A 19,062-nucleotide genomic window follows, 5' to 3' on the forward strand; every position below is an offset into this window, starting at 1 on the left:
TATCGAGGCCCGGCGGAAACAGGCCTCCACCGACCGGATCCGGAGCGTCAATTGTCCTGGTTCAAACTTTTGATGTTGCGAGAGGCGACTTATTGCAACTGCAAGTAATTTGACCGGCGACCCTGAGCTCATCGAAGGCGCGCCCGTCACCCGAGCCTGGACAAGATTTAACCTGCCGACAATCGGCCCGGTGGAACCCGATGCGGTACGAGCCCGTATCGGCTTTCCCTCCGCACCGGGCCCCTGGGATATCGAACGTGAACACCGTCCTGACACTTCTGCGCAGTCAGCCCGGCACGAAGCCACCGCTTCTCCTTGTGATTACCTGGTCCCTCGTCGCTGCTGGGCTCTGGATCCTGATCAACGGGTACGCCGGACGGCTGGTCTGGTGGTGGTGATGCGCCTCACCGCCCCCGATCGCTCTCGGGGTACCCGGTGAGATAGGCGCCGAGGAGATACCCTGCCTGATGCGCGGTTAGATATCCCAACACGATCAGGACGCGCAGCAGGTCGATCCCGTAGACCGACACGAAGATCGTCGTGGCGGTGAACAGGATCACCGACGAGGTCAGGGCGAGGATGATCACCGAGTAGGATCGGCCGAGAAGCCATCCCACGAGAAACAACAGCGCTGCGACCACCATCTCGTCACTCGACCCGGAGCTGTTCCAGGAAGTTCTCCACGCGAGCTTCCGGCGCATTTCTCCGCGATGATGGCGTGCGGCCGAGAAAATTTCAACCCGCGGCGCAGACACCGCGCCTATTCGACAAATTTGGAATATTACACCCGTAATGTTTCACCAAAGATAGTTTTCCCGGACGCCGACCATTCATTACCGAGCTTGGTCGAGCACCGCGTCTGTTCACGGCAATGCTGGGCGGAAGCGCCCGCTCGGCAAACAATCGACCCGGCCGCTCCGATCGCGGCGTATCGTTAACGCGGCGCGGCGGCGCGACCGCGGGCGTTCCGGGGCGTCCGGACCGGTGCGGCCGCCCCCGAGGTGGCGCGCCGTCCCGGAGGGCGGGCGACGGCCCGCCGGCTCAGTGCCGGAAGTGGCGGTGTCCCGTCAGGACCATGGCGAGACCGGCCTCGTCGGCCGCCGCGACCACGTCCGCGTCGCGCATCGAGCCGCCGGGCTGGATCACCGCGGTGGCGCCCGCCTCGGCGGCCGCCATGAGGCCGTCCGCGAACGGGAAGAACGCGTCCGACGCCACCACCGAGCCGACAGCGAGGCTCTCGGCCAGCCCGAGACGCTTCGCCCCCTCGGCGGCCTTCCAGGCAGCGATGCGCGAGGAATCGACCCGGGACATCTGGCCCGCGCCGATGCCGACCGTGGCGCCGGCCTTCGCGTACACGATGGCGTTCGACTTCACGTGCTTGGCCACCCGGTAGGCGAACCGGAGATCGGCCAGCTCGGCCTCGGTCGGCGCGCGCTTGGTCACGACCGTGAGCGGCATGTCGTCGACGACCGCCGCGTCCCGGCTCTGGACCAGCAGCCCGCCCGCGAGGGTCCGCACGGTCTCCCCGCCGGCCCGCGGGTCGGGCACGCCGCCGGCCAGCAGCAGGCGCAAGTTCTTCTTGCCGGCCACGATGGCCGCCGCCTCGGGCGTTGCGTCGGGGGCGATGATCACCTCCGTGAAGATCTCGACGATCCGGCGGGCCGCCTCGGCGTCGAGGGTCCGGTTCAGGGCGACGATGCCGCCGAACGCGGAGGTCGGGTCGCAGCTCAGGGCCCGCTCGTAGGCCTCGAGCAGGCTCGCCCCCTCGGCGACGCCGCAGGGGTTGGCGTGCTTGATGATGGCCACGGCGGCGGTCCGGGCCGGGTCGAACTCGGCCACGCACTCGTAGGCAGCGTCCGTGTCGTTGAAGTTGTTGTAGGACAGCTCCTTGCCCTGGAGCTGGCGGGCGGTGGCCACGCCCGCCCGGACCTTACCGGGGGCGCGGTAGAAGGCGGCCGACTGGTGGGGGTTCTCGCCGTAGCGCAGTTCCTGGCCCAGGGAACCGCCGAAGGCCCGGAAGCGGGCCGGCGCCTCGGCGCCGAAGCGGCCCGCCATCCAGTTGGCGATGGCGGCATCGTAGGAGGCGGTGCGGGCGAAGGCCTTCTGCGCCAAGCTCCGGCGCAGATCCGCGCCGAGTGCGCCGTCCTGCGCCTCGAGGGCGGCGAGGACGCCGGCATAGTCCGACACGTCGGTGACGACGGCGACGTCCGCGTGGTTCTTGGCCGCCGCGCGGATCATGGCCGGGCCGCCGATATCGATGTTCTCGATGCAGTCGGCGTCGGACCGGTCGGCCGCGATGGTCGCCTCGAACGGGTAGAGGTTGACCACGAGGAGATCGATGGCGCCGATGCCGTGGGCGGCGAGCGCGGCCTGGTGCTCCGGGTTGTCGCGGATGGCGAGCAGGCCGCCGTGGACCGCCGGGTGCAGCGTCTTGACCCGGCCGTCCATCATCTCCGGGAACCCCGTCAGGTCGGCGACCTCGGTGACCGGCAGGCCGGCCTCCTGCAGGGTCCGGTGGGTGCCCCCGGTCGAGACCAGCGCGATGCCGCGGGCGTGGAGCGCCCGGGCGAAGTCGACGAGGCCGGTCTTGTCCGAGACCGAGAGGAGCGCGCGGGAGACCCGCACCTGATCGTGCGCCATAGCTTCGTGCCGAAAGTTCGAGATTTTCCGGCGCGGTAGCATGGAAACGGTGAGCCCGGCCAGCCGGCCCTGTCCGGAGACCCGTCAGGGCGCCACGCCGCGCAGGGGCGCGGAGGCCCGACGCTCGAAGTTCCACCGGACTTCCACATCGTCGGATACCCGCAGATGAAGGACGATCTGGTCGGTCCGGCGCGGTCCGGTCAGGCCCGAGAAGTAGACGCTCTCCTCGATGGCGATCTCGGCGTTCTCGGCGCTGAACACCCAGACCTCCCCGAGCGCCGAGGCGAGTTCCAGCCCCTCCGGGACGCTGCGCACCGCGATGCCGGGATGCAGGTGAAAACGGATCGCCACGTCCTGCGGGCGCAGCCGCCGCCCGCGGCTGAGCCCCTTGCCCTGGCGCAGGAAGGCGTCGCGGCCCTCCAGGCGCGCCGTCGCGTGGAAGAGCTGCCAGCGGCGCTCGTGCACGATGCCGAATTCGGGGGCGTAGCCGTTGTGCCGGGCAGCGAGGACGACGCTGTCGGCCTCCTCGGCCCGCTCGGCCGCCACCGCAGATGGACCGCTCAGCACCACGGGCCCGCGCCGACCGATCAGCCAGTCCGCCAGCAGCCGCTCGCCCCACCACCCGGTGCGGGTGAGGAACCGGCAGGATGAGGCGTGGGCCACCGAGGCCGTCGAATGGGCCGGCGTCGAGCGGGCAAGGAGGCGCAGATCCGCGCCGCTGGCCGGCAGGCCGCAATTGACCACGATGCGCTGCGGCCCGCTCGACATCTCGAAGGCGAGGCAGCCCGCACCGGCATTCACCGCGTAGGGCAGCGGCGGGCTGGCACCGACATCGGCGACGATCACCACCCGGCCGCCCTCCAGGCGCTCGTAGCCCGAGTTCGGCGCGTGCATCAGCGGGCGGGCGAGCGCGCCGTCGTAGACCAGCAGGGTCGCGAGATGGTCCGCGTCCGTGGCGCCCATGCCGTTGAAGTGGCTCAGCGAGGCATCCGGGTGGCGGAGCAGTCGCAGCAGCGGCAGCATCCGGTCGACCGCGCGCAGGAGCGCCAGCGGCGGCTCGACGCTGCGGCTCAGGTAGCTCTGCCGCAGCGGCAGGAGGTCGAGGAGCAGCTCCATGGCGTAGCGCGGGTCGCGGGAGCGGTGGCCGCCGTCGGTCAGGATCTGCCGGTCGAGCTCCCGCGTCAGGATGCGGGTCGCCCGGCGCAGGATCGGCTGGATGCCGTCGCAGCACAGGCCGGCGTAGCAGAGCGCCACCGCGGCGTTCAGGCGCCATTGCGGCGGCACACCGCGCCGGAGGTCGCGCTCGAGCTGCTGGGCGTTGCGGCCGATCGCCTTGAGGAAGTTCTGGTAGAAGCCGTGGTCGGCACCCTCCAGAACGAGGGGCGACTGGCACAGGAACGAGATCAGCCGGCGCGCCGCCACCGGCGTCTGGCGGGCGAGCGCCGCGTCGCCGCGGCCGGCGATGAAATCGGCCACGAAGGCGCGGGCATTGGCGCGGGCCAGCGCGGTGTCGGCGGCGCGCAGGTGGCGCAGCCAGCCGAAGCCGTAGAGCTCGTCGGCCCATTCCGGCGACGGTGCCGCGTAGTCGAAGGGCGAGCCGCCGCTCGCCGCGAGCGACCGGCCGGCGAAGACGAACAACCCGGCGTAGATGTCGTCCGCGAAGGTCGCGTCGGAGGTGCGCAGGTCCTGCGGCGCGATCACCAAGCCGGCGACCCGCATCCGGGCGAGGATGTCGGGCGGGGCTGTGACGCTGGCGCCGGCGGCGCGGACCGCGCGCGCGGTCTCGCGCGCGACGAGCCGATAGAAGCGCCAGCGGTCAGGCCCCCAAGCCACGCGATCTCCGAGCTACGCGTTCTGAAGGCCCCAAGGCCTTGAGCCCTCGCGCACGAGGATCGGCTGGCACCCGTTTCGTAAGGCTAGTGGGGGCCTCTTAACCGGCGGTTTACGCTATGTCATGTCCGACGCCGTGAAGGCGAAGGATCGCGGCGGCGCGCCCTCCCGGCGGGTTAGCCCGGCATCAGCGCGGCGTCGAACGCCTTCAGGTTCGACCGCATCAGGTCGAGATACGTCGCGGCCGGGCCGTCCGGCGCCGAGAGCGCGTCGGAATAGACCTTGCCGCCGACGCGGGCGCCGCTCTCGCGGGCGATCTGCTGCATCTGGCGCGGGTCGCTGATGTTCTCGAGGAACACCGCCGGCACGCGCTCCTTCCGGATCTGGCGGATGATCGCGGCCACGTCCCGCGGGCTCGCCTCGCTGTCCGTCGACACGCCCTGCGGCGCGATGAAGCGCAGGCCGTAGGCCGCCGCGAAGTAGCCGAAGGCGTCGTGGGTCGTGATGATCCGCCGCCGCTCCGGGGGGATGCGGGCGATCGCCGCCCGGACGTCCCGCTCCAGCGCGTCGAGCTCGGCGAGGTAGGCGGCCGCCGCCGCCCGGTAGGCGTCGGCATGGGCCGGATCGACCTTGGCGAGGCCGTCCCGGATGTTCGCCACGTAGGTCCGCACGTTGGCGACGTCCTGCCAGGCATGCGGGTCCACGGCGTGGTCGCCGTGTCCGTGTCCGTGGTCGCCGTCCTCGTGGGCGTGCTCGTCCTGCGCGGGGATCGGCTTCACGCCCGCGGAGGCCACCACCACGGGGGCGCGCGTGCCGGAGGCCCGGATCAGCCGGTCGAACCAGCCCTCCAGCCCGAGGCCGTTGACGAACACGATGTCGGCTTCGGCGAGCTTGCGCGCGTCGGCCGGGGACGGGCTCAGGCCGTGCGCGTCGGAGTCCGGACCGACCAGCGTCGCCACCGTCACGTGCGATCCGCCGACCTGCCGGACGAGGTCGCCCAGGATCGAGAAGGTCGCCACCGCCCGCACCGGCCGGTCCTGCGGTGCGGCCGAGACCGGCCCCGCCGACCCGAACCACAGGGACAGGATCGCGAGCGCCGCGATCCGGAATGTTCTCGCCACGCGCCGCACCGCTCCACCTGCCGCAACCCCGTCGCGCCTGCCACTAATGTAACATTGTTACATACACAAGCGGGATACACGGAAGGTGCCCTATGCGCGGCGTTGGGCGCCGCCGCGGGCCGCGGCGACGTCCCGAGCGTGAGACGGAGATTTCCATGTCCCGACCTTTGACGGCGGCCATCCTGGTGACCGGGGCGCTCGGCCTCGGGCTCGCCGGCGCGGCGGTCGCGCGCGATCACGGACCCGAGGGCTTCCGCGGGCACGGCCGCTGGAGCGCGCTGACCCCCGAGGACCGCGCGGCCTTCACGGATGCCCGCATCGCCGCCCTGCATGCCGGCTTGAAGCTCAACGCCGACCAGGAGAAGCTGTGGCCGCCGGTGGAGACGGCGATCCGCGACATGGCCAAGCTGCGCCAGCAGCGCCGCGAGGCGATGCGCGACCGGCCGAAGTTCAGCGACGACGCGCCGGCGGCGCTGCGGGCGATGGCGGACGCGGCGAGTGCGCGGGGCGACGCCCTGCGCAAGCTCGCCGACGCGTCCCAGCCGCTCTACGCCAGCCTCGACCAGGACCAGAAGCGGCGCGCCATGATCCTCGCCCGGCCGATGGGCCCGATGGGCGGCCACGGCATGCGGGGCGGCTGGCACCGGGACCGCGGTGACGATCGCGGCGACGATCACGGGTCGCGCGGCGACGGCCGCTGAGCAAAAGCCTTGATCCGCGGCGGCGGCGGCGGCAAACCGCAGCCGCCGCGCATCCTGCCCCGGGGCGGCACTGATCCGACCCGGTAGGTCTCATGGCGCGCCTTCCCGGCGACACGGCTCCCCTCCTCGCCCGGCTCTGGCGCACGTGGCTGTACCCGCACCGGGCCACCTTGGCGGTGGTGCTGGTGCTGATCGCCCTGGTCGGCGCCTCGACCGGGCTCTACCCGGCGCTGATCAAGGCCGCCTTCGACGCCTTCGACCGTAAGGACGCCGCCGCCATCGCGTACGGACCGCTGGTGGTGATCGTCGTCACGGCCACGCGCGGCTTCGCCCTCTACGGCCAGACGGTGCTGACCAACCGGGTGGTGACCCGGGTCGAGGCCGACATGCAGGCGGCGCTCTACGGGCATCTCATCGATTCGGACCTCGCCCAGCTCGGCCGCGAGAGCCCGGCGGCGCTCACCCAGCGCTTCACCACCGACTTCGCCTTCATCAAGGAGGCGCTGACCCGCATCTCGACGGTCCTGCTCCGCGACATCGCGATGCTGATCGGGCTCGTGGCAGCGCTGATCTGGATGGATCCGGTGCTGACCCTCGTGGCCGGCGTCACGGTCCCGTTCGTGGCGGGACCGATCGGGCGGATCGGCCGGAAGCTCCGGCGGGTCTCGACCTCGACCCAGGAGCAGATGGGCGCCACCGCCAGCCTGATCTCCGAGAGCCTGCAGGGGGCCCGGGTCGCCAAGGCCTACGCGATGGAGGCCTACCTCAAGGGCCGCGCCGCGGAGGCCCTCGACGAGGTGCGGCGCCTCAAGATGAAAGCCGCCAATGCCCGCGGCCGCCTCGACCCGCTGCTCGAGATCGGCGGCGGCATCGCGGTGGCGGGCGTCCTGGTGCTGGTCGGCCAGCGTGTCCTGGCCGGCGAGAAGACGGTCGGCGACTTCACCGGCTACGTGGCAGCCCTGCTCCTCGCCGCCCAGCCGGCCCGGGCGCTGGGCAACCTCAACGCCATCCTGCAGGAGGCGGCGGCCGCGCTGCGGCGCTACTTCGACGTCATGGACGAGAGTGCCACGATCCGCGAGGCGCCGGAGGCCCGGCCGCTGGCGGTGACCGGCGGCGCGATCCGCTTCGCCGACGTCCGGTTCCGCTACCGGCCGGACGCGCCGGCGCTGGAGGGCATCGACCTCGCGGTCCCGGCCGGATCGGTGACGGCGCTCGTCGGGCGCTCGGGCTCGGGCAAGTCCTCGCTGCTCAACCTCGTTCCGCGCCTCTACGACGTCACCGGCGGCGCCGTGACCATCGACGGCCAGGATGTCCGGGACGTGACGCTGGCTTCCCTGCGCGCCGCGGTGGCGGTCGTCTCGCAGGAGGTCGTGCTGTTCGACGACACGATCGCCGCCAATATCGGCTTCGGCCGACCCGGGGCCACGCCCGCGGAGATCGAGGCGGCGGCCGAGGCCGCCGCGGCCCACACCTTCGTCTCGGCCCTCCCGGAAGGCTACGGGTTCCGGGTCGGCCCGGGCGGCGGCCGGCTCTCGGGCGGCGAGCGGCAGCGGATGGCGCTGGCCCGCGCCTTCCTCAAGGACGCGCCGATCCTGCTCCTCGACGAGGCGACCTCGGCCCTCGATTCCGAATCGGAGCGGCTCGTCCAGGAGGCGCTGACCCGGCTGATGCGCGGCCGCACCACCCTGGTGATCGCCCACCGGCTCTCGACCGTGCGCGACGCCGATCAGATCGCCGTGATGGAGGCGGGCCGGGTGATCGAGACCGGGCGCCACGACGACCTGCTCGCCGCCGGCGGCGCCTACGCGCGCCTGCACCGTCTGCAGCTGTCGGAGCCCGCGACCGCCGAGTGACGCGCCGAGTGACGCGCCGAGTGACTCGGCGAGCGACTCGCATGTGCGGCGACGCCGTCATGCGCCGGCTCCGTAGATTCGCGCGCCGGAGCGCGCCATAAGGGCCTCAGTCGATGAGGACCACACCGTGAGCGACCTGACGTTCGAGATCCAAAGTCATCCGGCCCCGCGGACCGCCGAGGAGCGGGCCGCGCTGATGGCGAATCCTGGCTTCGGCAAGGTGTTCACAGACCACATGGTGGTGGCGCGCTACACCGCCGGCCGCGGCTGGCACGACGCGCGGATCCAGGCGCGCGAGGCCATCCCCCTCGATCCTGCCGCCGCGGTGCTGCACTACGCGCAGGAGATCTTCGAGGGCCTGAAGGCCTACCGCACCGCGGACGGCGGCGCGGCCCTGTTCCGGCCGGAGGCCAACGCCCTGCGCTTCCGCCGCTCCGCCGAGCGGATGGCGATGGCGCCCTTCCCGGAGGACGCCTTCGTCGAGGCGATGCGCAGGCTCGTCGAGATCGACCGCGCCTGGATCCCCGACACGCCGGACGGCAGCCTCTACCTGCGCCCGTTCATGATCGCCAGCGAGGCCTTCCTCGGGGTCAAGCCGGCCTCGGAATACCTGTTCGTGACGATCGCCTCGGCGGTCGGCTCCTACTTCAAGGATCCGACCGGCACCGTGACGGTGTGGGTCTCGGAGCACTTCACCCGCGCGGCCCCGGGCGGCACGGGCGCGGCCAAGTGCGGCGGCAACTACGCGGCGAGCCTCGCGGCGCAGTCGGAGGCGGCGTCGCAGGGCTGCGAGCAGGTGGTGTTCCTCGACGCGGCCGAGCGCCGCTACGTCGAGGAGCTCGGCGGCATGAACGTGTTCTTCGTCTTCGAGGACGGCACGCTGGTGACGCCCCCGCTCTCGGACAGCATCCTGCCCGGCATCACCCGCGACTCGGTGATCACGCTGGCGCGGGAGGCGGGCCTGACCGTGAAGGAGGAGCCCTACACGATCGACGCGTGGCGCGCCGACGTGCGGGAGGGCCGCCTCACCGAGGCCTTCGCCTGCGGTACCGCCGCGGTGATCACGCCGATCGGCACCGTCAAGGGCCGGGAGGAGAGCTTCACCATCGGGAACGGCAAGGCCGGCCCCGTGGCCCAGCGGCTGCGGAGCCTGCTGGTGGACATCCAGCGGGGCAATTCCAATGACGCCCACGGCTGGTTCCAGAAGATCTTCTGAGAATCGGCGTCCGCCCGCGGCCGTGTGGTCGGGGTCGGGACTGCTGGGTTCGCCGCGAGGACCGGGCAGGCGTCTGCCCGGTCCTCGCCCTCGTCCCGAGGTCGCGGCGCGCGTTGCGGACTTCTCGGGCGGTCTTCGGCGGAGCGCACGGTGACGGATACGGTTGCCGCGCGCGTGACGGACGCGTCGGTCCACTCTCCCGAGCCGCCTATCGGCCCCTGGAACCCGGGCGTCCGGTCCGATCTGCCGTCCGGCTTCCTGCCCCTCGTGACCGTCTACCGGCCGGAGCACGTCGAGACGCCGCTCCGCGACGCCCTGGACCTGAGCGATCTCTGCGGGCTGCCCGCCCGCCAGCTCACCCGGTTCCGGGCCGGGCGCCTCGTCGTCCACGAGGTCCTGATCCGGGTGATGTCGGATCTCTCCGTGCCGGTGGGCGAAGTCTACGCCGATCTCGGCGTGAACTTCCGCGCCATCGTCGCGACCATCCTGCGCGAGGGCATCGAGCCCCGCCTCGCCGAGGTCGAGTCCGCCCTTGACCGGATCCGCGCCGAGGCCGACGCGGTGCTCGCCCGCGAGATCGCCGCCATCCTGGAGGAGAGACCTCCCCCGCCGCCGCCAGAGCCGCGCTGGCTCGACCGCCTGCTCGGGCGCCGCCCGCCGACGGTCCAGGCGCCGCGCGAGGATCTCGCGACCCGGGCCCTGCGCCATCTCGAGAGCTGGCAGCGACGCGCCGCCGAAGCCGGCGACGCCCTGGAGATGGCCGCCTGCGAGGCCCTGCGCGCCGTGGTGTCGGGCCTCATCGCGCGGCAGAATGCGGTCATCCGCGACGCCGCGCTGCTGCGGACCATCGCGGGGACGCTGGTCTCGAACGGCTACGGCAGCCGGCGCGTCGGCGAGCAGATCGAGCCCTGGATCGACGCCGTCGTCGAGGCGCAGCGCTACCGGCGGCTGGCGCCGCAGGATCATCCGGTGGTGATGAACGTGAAGGGCGCCTCGGCGTCCGGAAAGAGCACGATCCGCCCCTACCAGCTCGGCCTCGCCAGGCGGCTGGGCATGGCGTGGTCGGACTTCGCGGTGATCACCCCCGACGTCTGGCGCAAGTACCTCCTCGACTACGACAGCCTGGGCGAAGCTTCGCGTTACGCCGGGACGCTGACCGGCTACGAGGTCGAGATCATCGACATGAAGCTCGACCGCTACGTCACCCGCAAGGCGGCGGAGCGGCGGATCTCGAACCTGCTGATCGACCGGTTCCGGTTCGACAGCTTCCAGGCCGACGCGGGCTCGGACGGCGGCGGCCAGTTGCTCACCCGGTTCGGCGACCGCGTCTACATGCAGTTCATGGTCACGCCTCCGGCCGACACCGTGGAGCGCGCCTGGAAGCGCGGCGAGCTGTTCGGCCGCTACAAGGCCGTCGAGGACCTCCTGGCCCACAACGTCGAGGCCTATACCGGCATGCCGCGCCTGTTCTTCAACTGGGCGCTCGCACGGGACAAGCAGGTGGTCTGCGAGTTCCTCGACAACAGCGTGCCGCTGGGCGAGCGCCCGCGCACCATCGCGTTCTGGGCGGACGGAACTCTCAACATCCTCGACGTGAAGGGGCTGATCGACATCGACCGCTTCCGCAAGGTCGACATCTTCGCCCCCGGGCCCGACGCGGTGTTCGACGGCGCCGACCTCTCGGCCTCCGCCAACACCAGCTTCCTGCGCGAATGCCTGCGCCGGATGGCGGTCGTCCGCTTCGTTCAGGCCGAGACCGGCCGGGCCTTCATGCGTCTCGACCGCGGTCGGATCACGGCGCTGGATCCGGGAACCCTGGCGGCGGTGAAGTCGGGGCCCGATTGGGAGGCCGCCTGCGCCCTCATCGGCTTCCCGGCCGACCCGGCCTCGATCCCCGCCCTCGACGAGATTCTGAGCCCCGCGGAGGCACCGACGCTCGGTGCCTGGGGACCGATTCCTCCGGCCGGGCAAACGGAATAATATCGCCGTCCTGACACTTCACCCGGTCCGTCTCACCCTGGTATATTGCATACCTAGAACGGATGTGCATGATCGTCGGGGCACGAGAGACGCCGCCAGAGCAAGGCCGCGCCGCCCAAGAGAGAGGCTCAGGGATGGAACGCCAGGATTCGCCTTCGGCGAAATGGTGGCAGCTCGCCTTCGGCGTGATCTGCATGGCCATGATCGCCAACCTTCAATACGGTTGGACCCTGTTCGTGGACCCGATCGACCAGCGCTACCATTGGGGCCGCGCGGCGATCCAGCTCGCGTTCACGCTGTTCGTCGCCACGGAGACCTGGCTGGTGCCGGTCGAAGCGTGGTTCGTCGACCGCTACGGTCCGAAGATCGTCGTCGCCTTCGGCGGCGTGATGATCGCCCTCGCCTGGACCATCAACGCCTACGCCGACAGCCTGGCGATGCTCTATCTCGGCGCCGTCGTCGCCGGCATCGGTGCGGGCTCGGTCTACGGCACCTGCGTGGGCAACGCGCTCAAGTGGTTCCCGGATCGCCGCGGCCTCGCCGCCGGCGCCACCGCGGCCGGCTTCGGCGCGGGTGCCGCCATCACGGTGGTGCCGATCGCCCGCATGATCGCGTCGAGCGGCTACCAGGACGCGTTCCTGTACTTCGGCATCGGCCAGGGCGCCGTGGTGCTGGCCCTCGCCTTCCTGCTGCGCAAGCCGTCGACCAACACGCCGGTCCAGCGCAAGAAGACCCGCCTGCCGCAGACCAAGGTCGACCGCAGCCCCCGCGAGGCGGTGCGCACCCCGGTCTTCTGGGTCATGTACGTGATGTTCGTGATGGTCGCCTCCGGCGGCCTGATGGCGGCGGCGCAGATCGCCCCGATCGCCCACGACTTCCAGGTGGCCGGCGTGCCGGTGAGCCTGTTCGGCCTGCAGATGGCGGCGCTGACGCTGGCGATCTCGCTCGACCGGGTCTTCGACGGGTTCGGCCGGCCGTTCTTCGGCTACGTCTCCGACAACATCGGCCGCGAGAACACGATGTTCATCGCCTTCTCGACGGCGGCGCTCGCGGTGATCGTGCTGCTGACCTACGGTCACGTCCCGATGGTCTTCGTCCTGGCCACCGCGGTGTATTTCGGGGTCTTCGGCGAGATCTACTCGCTGTTCCCGGCGACCTGCGGCGACACGTTCGGCTCCAAGTACGCCGCCAGCAACGCCGGTCTGCTCTACACCGCCAAGGGCACCGCGGCCTTCCTCGTCCCCTTCGCCAGCATCCTGTCGGCGGCCTACGGCTGGTCGGCGGTGTTCACGCTGATCATCGTCCTCAACGTGACGGCGGCGGCGCTGGCGATGTTCGTCTTGCGCCCGATGCGGGCCCGTTACCTCGCCTCGGAGGACCAGCCCGCGGCGCTCGGCGCCCAGCCGATCCGGGCGGCCTGATAGGCCCCCCGCCCCACGACGTCGCGCAAGCGACGCCCGACCTTCGCGGATCTCCCGCCCTCCCCCTCCTCGGGAGTGTGGGGGATCCTCCAGCTAGCCGGCGCCGAGAGCCGCCCGTACAAACCGATCCTCCGGGAGATACCGTGATGACCGCAGTCGCCAAGATCGTCCACACCACCCCCGAGGTCGAGGCCGAGCCCGATCTGACCGACGGCTTCCACCTCGTCATCGACGCGCTCAAGCTGAACGGCATCGACACCATCTACGGTGTCCCGGGCATCCCGATCACCGATCTCGGGCGCATGGCCCAGGCCGAGGGGATGCGGGTGATCTCGTTCCGCCACGAGCAGCACGCCGGCAACGCCGCGGCGATCGCGGGCTTCCTCACCCAGAAGCCGGGCATCTGCCTCACCGTCTCGGCGCCGGGCTTCCTCAACGGCCTGACCGCCCTCGCCAACGCCACCACCAACTGCTTCCCGATGATCCTGATCTCGGGCTCCTCCGAGCGCGAGATCGTCGACCTGCAGCAGGGCGACTACGAGGAGATGGACCAGCTCGCCATCGCCAAGCCCCTGTGCAAGGCGGCCTTCCGGGTGCTGCACGCCGCCGATATCGGCATCGGCGTCGCCCGCGCCATCCGCGCGGCCTGCTCGGGCCGGCCGGGCGGCGTCTACCTCGACCTGCCCGCCAAGCTGTTCTCCCAGGTGATGGACGCCGAGGCCGGCCAGAAGTCGCTGGTCAAGGTGATCGATCCGGCGCCTGCCCAGCACCCCGCCCCCGAGGCGATCGCCCGGGCGCTCGAGGTCCTGAAATCCGCCAAGCGGCCGCTGATCGTGCTCGGCAAGGGCGCCGCCTACGCCCAGGCCGATGACGCCATCCGCGCCCTCGTGGAGACCAGCGGCATCCCCTACGTGCCGATGAGCATGGCCAAGGGCCTCCTGCCCGACACCCACCCGCTCTCGGCCGGCGCGGCGCGCTCGACGGCGCTGAAGGACTCGGACGTGGTGCTGCTGGTCGGCGCCCGGCTGAACTGGCTGCTGTCGCACGGCAAGGGCAAGAGCTGGGGCGAGCCGGGCTCGACCAAGTTCATCCAGATCGACATCGAGCCCCGCGAGATGGACTCGAACGTCGAGATCATGGCGCCGGTGGTCGGCGACATCGCCTCCTGCGTGCAGGCGCTGCTCGACGGCATGGGCCAGGGCTGGCAGCAGCCCCCGTCCGACTGGATCGAGACGCTCAAGTCGAAGCGCGAGGCGAACGTCGCCAAGATGGCGCCGAAGCTCATGAGCAACGCCTCGCCCATGAACTTCCACGCGGCGCTCGGCGCGCTGCGCACCATCGTCAAGGAGCGGCCGGACGCGATCCTCGTCAACGAGGGCGCCAACACCCTCGACCTCGCCCGCGGCATCATCGACATGTACCAGCCGCGCAAGCGCCTGGACGTCGGCACCTGGGGCATCATGGGCATCGGCATGGGCTTCGCCGTCGCGGCCGCCGTCGAGACCGGCAAGCCAGTGCTCTGCGTCGAGGGTGACAGCGCCTTCGGCTTCTCCGGCATGGAGGTCGAGACGATCTGCCGGTACGGCCTGCCGGTCTGCATCGTGGTGTTCAACAACAACGGCATCTACCGCGGCACCGACACGGATCCGACCGGCCGCGACCCGGCCACCACCGTGTTCGTGCCGGATTCCCGCTACGACAAGATGATGGAGGCCTTCGGCGGCGTCGGCTACCACGTCACCACGCCGGACGAGCTGACCCGCGCGGTCAACGAGGCGATGAACTCGGGCCGCCCGGCCCTCGTCAACGCCGTCATCGACCCGGCGGCCGGCAGCGAGAGCGGCAACATCGGCAGCCTCAACCCGCAGAGCGGGATCAAGAAGAAGAAGTGAGGGCGAGCCCCTCGCGAGATCTCTGATCCCACACCATCGAAGCTGGGCTCGCGTGTCGAGCCCGGCTCTTTGCCTTGACGAGAACGGCGTCGCGGATCCGCGCGGGACGGTGTTCCGCTGAAGCTCCCGGCCCCCGGGAGACCTTCCCCGCACCGTCATCGCGAGCGAAGCGAAGCGGCCCGGGCCGGCGCGGTCCAGTTCCGCGCGGAGCGCGGGGATGGCTTCGCCGCGCCCGCAGTGACGGCGCCGGATCCGTCATCCGTTCGGTGACGGTGCATCCATGATCGATCCCGACCTCGCCGGCCGCCTGCACTTCCGCCACCGGCTCCCCACCGAGGAGCCCCTCCCCCCGGGCCGGCACGACCTCGGCCTCTTCGCCGAGCGCGACGCGGTGCTGGTGGTCCCCGAGGGCCTCGATCCGCGCCGGCCCTGCCCGCTCGTGGTGCTGTTCCACGGCGGCGGCGGCAGCGCCGAGCGCATCCTGCCGATGCTGGAGGCGCACGCCCGGACCGAGCGCTTCCTGCTCCTCGCGCCGCAATCCCTGTTCCCGACCTGGGACATCGTCATCGCCGGCCACGGGCCCGACCGGGAGCGCGTCGCGGCGGCGCTGGGTCACGTCGCCGACCGGTTCCTGCTCGATCCGCAGCGGCTCTGCTTCGCCGGCCATTCCGACGGCGGCAGCTACACGCTCTCGTCGGGGCTCGCGAACGGCGACGTGGCGAGCCACCTGATCGTCTCGTCGGCGGGGTTCCTGTCGGTGCACCTGCAGGTCGGCGCCCCGCGCATCTTCCTGTCGCACGGGACCCAGGACGAGCAGATCCCGATTGACCGGAGCGCCCGGGTCCACGTGCCGGCCCTGCGCGAAGCCGGCTATCCCGTGACCTACGTCGAGTATGACGGACCGCACGCCCACCAGCCGGCCGTGGTGACGCAGGCGGTCAGGTTCTTCCTGGCGGATCCGCCCGCCGAGCGCTGAGGGTCAGGCCAGCGCGGCCCGGGCCGGCGCGCGGGCGCGGATCGGCGCCTCGGGCGCGTCGGCCTCGGACAGGAGCGCCGGGATCAGGTCGGTCTGCGAGACGATCCCGACCAGGCGGCCGTCGTCGTCGACCACCGGCAGGTGGTGAAGCCCCGCCTCCGACATCCGCGGCACAAGGGCGGCCACGGGCGTGTCGGGACCGACCGGCTCGACCGCGCTCATGATGTCGGCCGCGCAGCCGTGGGGGGCGCGGCCGCGCTCGGCGGTGAGGCGCAGGCGGCGGCCGAGACCGAGGCGCGGCCCGTTCCGGTCCCAGGCGGCCTTGTCGAGCAGGTCGGTCTGCGTGACGATGCCGAGGACGCGCGCGCCCTCGTCGGTGACCGGAAGCGCCTTGATGCGGTGACGGCGCAGCAGCCGCATGGCCTCGGAGAGCGGCGCGTCCGGCGCCACCGCGATCACGTCGCGCGACATGATCGCCGCGCAGGTGATCGGGCCCGAGCGGCGGCCGTAGACCCGCATCTGCACGCGCCGCAGGATCTGCTCCAGGTCGCCCCGATCGACGTCCAGGAGCTGGTCGAAATCCTCCAGCGCGGCGTCGAGGTCCGAGGCCCGGAAGCCGACCCGGGCGTCCGAGGGCGGATCGGCGGTCCGGGGCCCGGCCGGGCGCAGGTGCGGGTAGGCGCGCCCGGTGAGGTTGTTGAACAGCAGGGCGGTGGTCAGCAGCAGCAGCGAGTTGACCGCCACCGGCCACAGCACGAAGCCGTAGCCCAGCTCCCGGATCGCCGGGCCGCCGAGCACCGCCGTCAGCGCCACGGCCCCGCTCGGCGGGTGCAGGCAGCGCAGGGCCATCATCAGCGCGATCGCCACCCCGATGGCGCAGGACGCCGCCACGAACGGGTCGCCGATCCAGGCCGCCGCCGTGACACCGACGAGCGCCGCCACGATGTTGCCGCCGAGGATCGACCAGGGCTGCGCCAGAGGGCTTGCCGGCACCGCGAAGAGCAGCACCGCCGAGGCGCCCATCGGGGCGATCAGCACCGGCAGGGCCTCGGCCGGGACGGAGACCCGGCAGACGAAGCCGGTCGCCAGGATGCCCACGAGGGCACCGGCCGCCGAGCGCAGGCGCTCGCGCTTGCTGACCGGGGTCAGCTCCGGCAGGAAACGGCTGAGGAATGCGCGCATCGGATCCGGGGCTCGCACGTGAAAAGGACGGCGCCCCGGGGAGCGCCGTCCTGTCTCAGGGTCGCTGAAGTCGGGCGGTCCTTATCAGACCGCGCGGGCCTCGTGCATCGCCCGGATCTGCTCCTGGGTGTAACCCAGGTCTGCGAGCACCTCATCGGTGTGCTCGCCGAGCAGCGGCGACGCCTTCACCTCGACCTGCATGTCGGAGAACTTGATCGGGCTTCCGACGGTCAGGTACTTGCCGAGCTTCGGGTGCGCCACCTCGACGACGGTGCCGCTCTCGCGCAGGGACTTGTCCTCGGCGATCTCCTTCATCGACAGCACCGGCGCGCAGGGGATGTCGTAGGTGCGCAGGATGTCGACCGCCTCGAACTTGGTCTTGTCGGCGAGCCACTCCTCGATCGTCTTGAAGATGTCGAAGATCTTGTCCTGGCGGGCGCGCGGCGTGTTGTAGCCCGGGTCGGTGATCCACTCCTCCTTGCCGAGCGCCTTGCAGATCGGCGCCCAGGCGTGGCCCTGGATCGTGAAGTAGATGTAGGCGTTCGGGTCGGTCTCCCAGCCCTTGCACTTCAGCACCCAGCCCGGCTGGCCGCCGCCGCCCGCGTTGCCGCCGCGCGGCACCACGTCGGAGAACTCGCCGTGGGGGTACTGCGGGTACTCCTCGAGGTAGCCGAGCGCGTCGAGGCGCTGCTGGTCGCGCAGCTTCACGCGGCAGAGGTTGATCACCGAGTCCTGCATCGACACGGCGACCTTCTGGCCCTTGCCGGTCTTGTTCTTCTGGTGGAGCGCCGTGAGGATGCCGATGGCGAGGTGCATGCCGGTGTTGGAGTCACCGAGCGCGGCGGCGCTGACGGTGGGCGGCCCGTCCCAGAAGCCCGTGGTCGAGGCGGCACCGCCCGCGCACTGGGCGACGTTCTCGTAGACCTTCAGGTCCTCGTAGTGGTGGCCGTCCGAGAAGCCCTTCACCGAGGCGAGGATCATGCCCGGGTTCAGCTCCTGGATGCGGGCCCAGGAGAAGCCCATCCGGTCGAGGGCGCCGGGTCCGAAGTTCTCGACCATGACGTCGGAGTCCTGTATGAGCTTCTCGAGGACTTCCTTGCCGGCCTGGGTCTTGGTGTCGAGGGTGAGCGAGCGCTTGTTGGAGTTCAGCATCGTGAAGTAGAGCGCGTCCGCGTCCTCGACGTGGCGCAGCTGCGTGCGGGTCACGTCGCCGGCGCCGGGGCGCTCGACCTTGATCACGTCGGCGCCGAACCAGGCGAGGAGCTGCGTGCAGGCCGGGCCGGCCTGGACGTGGGTGAAGTCGATGATCTTGATGCCTTCCAGCGGCTTGCTCATTGGGCGTTCTCCCTGTGCGGTTCGGTGATCGGGTCCTTCGGATCGTCCGGCGGGCTCAAGGCGCCCGACGGGCCGGATCCGAGGAAGCTTCGAGTTCGGCGACGCGCTGGCGCAGGCGCTTCTCCTCGGCCCAGCGCTCGGTCTCGTCGCGGATCACGGCGACGATCCCGGTCACCCGGTCGGAGGCGTCCCGCACCATCCCCACCGTGAAGGCGATGGAGAGCTGGCGGCCGTCCTTGTGGAGCGCCGGCACCCTCAGGGTCTCTGCCCCGTAGCGGGTGACGCCGGTGCGCATGGTCTTGGCGTAGCCGTCCCAGTGGCGGCGTCGGTGCCGCTCGGGTGTGATCAGATCGAGGGTCTGGCCCAGAGCCTCGGCGGCGGTGAAGCCGAAGATGCGCTCCGCGGCCGGGTTCCAGACCGTGATGGCGCCGTCCGGATCGGACACCACCACCGCGTCGCCGATCGCCTCGGCCAGACCGTGGATCTCGAGGGAACCGGGCGCGGCCAGGGTCGGCCCGGTCGCCGTCATGGGCGCCACCCGGTCGGCGGCGCGGATGAGAGGTGGATCGCGGCAGTCCGGCGCCTTGTCATGGGGCGGCCCTTCCTGAACGTCACGCGCGGAAACGGCGGTAAAATTCCGGTCCCGCATCCTTGAAGGGCTGTCACCCGCCCTCTTCGGTTGGTATTTGGTATGCCAAATGGAGAATGGCGTCAACCGACGGGGTGACAGGTGGCACTTTTCTTCAAGCGGCCGGTGGAGCTTTCCGGGCGAAGCCGTCGGCCGACGCGCGCCGTTCGACCGCCGCCGCGCGACGCGGCAAGGCGCTCATGTCCTTCTCAGATTTGCCGCTTTCAGCGAGCAGGACTCCGCCCGTCAGGCAGCTCGGACCGGCGGTTCGGCACACCGCCCGGGAG

The 19,062-nt window shown here is 71.2% G+C and carries 14 protein-coding genes; 7 read left to right on the forward strand and 7 right to left on the reverse strand.

The features are described from left to right. Positions 1–404: 404 nt before the first annotated feature. The 4 genes from H288_RS0112340 to H288_RS0112355 all read right to left on the reverse strand — a co-directional run bounded on the left by H288_RS0112340 (position 405) and on the right by H288_RS0112355 (position 5,558). A complete protein-coding gene (locus H288_RS0112340; protein WP_020092886.1) occupies positions 405–644 on the reverse strand; it encodes a hypothetical protein in 240 nt (79 codons plus the stop codon). Between the two features lie 397 nt (positions 645–1,041). Next, positions 1,042–2,640: a bifunctional phosphoribosylaminoimidazolecarboxamide formyltransferase/IMP cyclohydrolase gene (gene purH, locus H288_RS0112345; RefSeq protein ID WP_020092887.1), complete on the reverse strand. Its 1,599-nt coding sequence runs from the start codon at positions 2,638–2,640 to the stop codon at positions 1,042–1,044. Between the two features lie 84 nt (positions 2,641–2,724). Next, positions 2,725–4,473: a heparinase II/III family protein gene (locus tag H288_RS0112350; protein ID WP_020092888.1), complete on the reverse strand. Its 1,749-nt coding sequence runs from the start codon at positions 4,471–4,473 to the stop codon at positions 2,725–2,727. 173 nt (positions 4,474–4,646) lie between these two features. Beyond that, complete coding sequence (locus H288_RS0112355; RefSeq protein WP_245274497.1) at positions 4,647–5,558, reverse strand: zinc ABC transporter substrate-binding protein; 912 nt, start codon at positions 5,556–5,558, stop codon at positions 4,647–4,649. Between the two features lie 188 nt (positions 5,559–5,746). On the opposite strand from H288_RS0112355, the gene H288_RS0112360 reads away from it, so the two are divergent. The 7 genes from H288_RS0112360 to H288_RS0112390 all read left to right on the forward strand — a co-directional run bounded on the left by H288_RS0112360 (position 5,747) and on the right by H288_RS0112390 (position 15,630). Beyond that, a complete protein-coding gene (locus H288_RS0112360; RefSeq protein WP_026604886.1) occupies positions 5,747–6,292 on the forward strand; it encodes a Spy/CpxP family protein refolding chaperone in 546 nt (181 codons plus the stop codon). 92 nt (positions 6,293–6,384) lie between these two features. Continuing rightward, the gene (locus tag H288_RS0112365; RefSeq protein WP_020092891.1) at positions 6,385–8,145 is read left to right on the forward strand and encodes an ABC transporter ATP-binding protein; all 1,761 of its coding nucleotides are present in this window, start codon (positions 6,385–6,387) and stop codon (positions 8,143–8,145) included. Between the two features lie 127 nt (positions 8,146–8,272). Continuing rightward, positions 8,273–9,361 (forward strand): branched-chain amino acid aminotransferase, encoded by a 1,089-nt coding sequence (locus H288_RS0112370; protein ID WP_020092892.1) that lies wholly within the window; start codon positions 8,273–8,275, stop codon positions 9,359–9,361. Between the two features lie 174 nt (positions 9,362–9,535). Beyond that, a complete protein-coding gene (locus H288_RS0112375; RefSeq protein WP_020092893.1) occupies positions 9,536–11,341 on the forward strand; it encodes a hypothetical protein in 1,806 nt (601 codons plus the stop codon). Between the two features lie 134 nt (positions 11,342–11,475). Beyond that, positions 11,476–12,762, forward strand: coding sequence for an oxalate/formate MFS antiporter (gene oxlT, locus H288_RS0112380; RefSeq protein WP_020092894.1), 1,287 nt, complete (start codon positions 11,476–11,478; stop codon positions 12,760–12,762). Between the two features lie 146 nt (positions 12,763–12,908). Continuing rightward, positions 12,909–14,654: an oxalyl-CoA decarboxylase gene (oxc, locus tag H288_RS0112385; RefSeq protein ID WP_020092895.1), complete on the forward strand. Its 1,746-nt coding sequence runs from the start codon at positions 12,909–12,911 to the stop codon at positions 14,652–14,654. 280 nt (positions 14,655–14,934) lie between these two features. After that, positions 14,935–15,630 (forward strand): esterase, encoded by a 696-nt coding sequence (locus H288_RS0112390; RefSeq protein ID WP_020092896.1) that lies wholly within the window; start codon positions 14,935–14,937, stop codon positions 15,628–15,630. Between the two features lie 3 nt (positions 15,631–15,633). Here H288_RS0112390 and H288_RS0112395 read toward each other — a convergent pair whose 3' ends face one another. From H288_RS0112395 to H288_RS0112405, 3 genes are all read right to left on the reverse strand, one after another. Continuing rightward, positions 15,634–16,812, reverse strand: coding sequence for an HPP family protein (locus tag H288_RS0112395; protein WP_020092897.1), 1,179 nt, complete (start codon positions 16,810–16,812; stop codon positions 15,634–15,636). Positions 16,813–16,896: 84 nt separating this feature from the next. Further along, positions 16,897–18,147: a formyl-CoA transferase gene (gene frc / locus H288_RS0112400; protein ID WP_020092898.1), complete on the reverse strand. Its 1,251-nt coding sequence runs from the start codon at positions 18,145–18,147 to the stop codon at positions 16,897–16,899. A gap of 55 nt (positions 18,148–18,202) precedes the next feature. Further along, a complete protein-coding gene (locus H288_RS0112405; RefSeq protein ID WP_020092899.1) occupies positions 18,203–18,676 on the reverse strand; it encodes a PAS domain S-box protein in 474 nt (157 codons plus the stop codon). Between the last annotated feature and the right edge of the window lie 386 nt (positions 18,677–19,062).

The sequence above is a fragment of the Methylobacterium sp. 285MFTsu5.1 genome, from assembly GCF_000383455.1.
GTDB lineage: Bacteria > Pseudomonadota > Alphaproteobacteria > Rhizobiales > Beijerinckiaceae > Methylobacterium.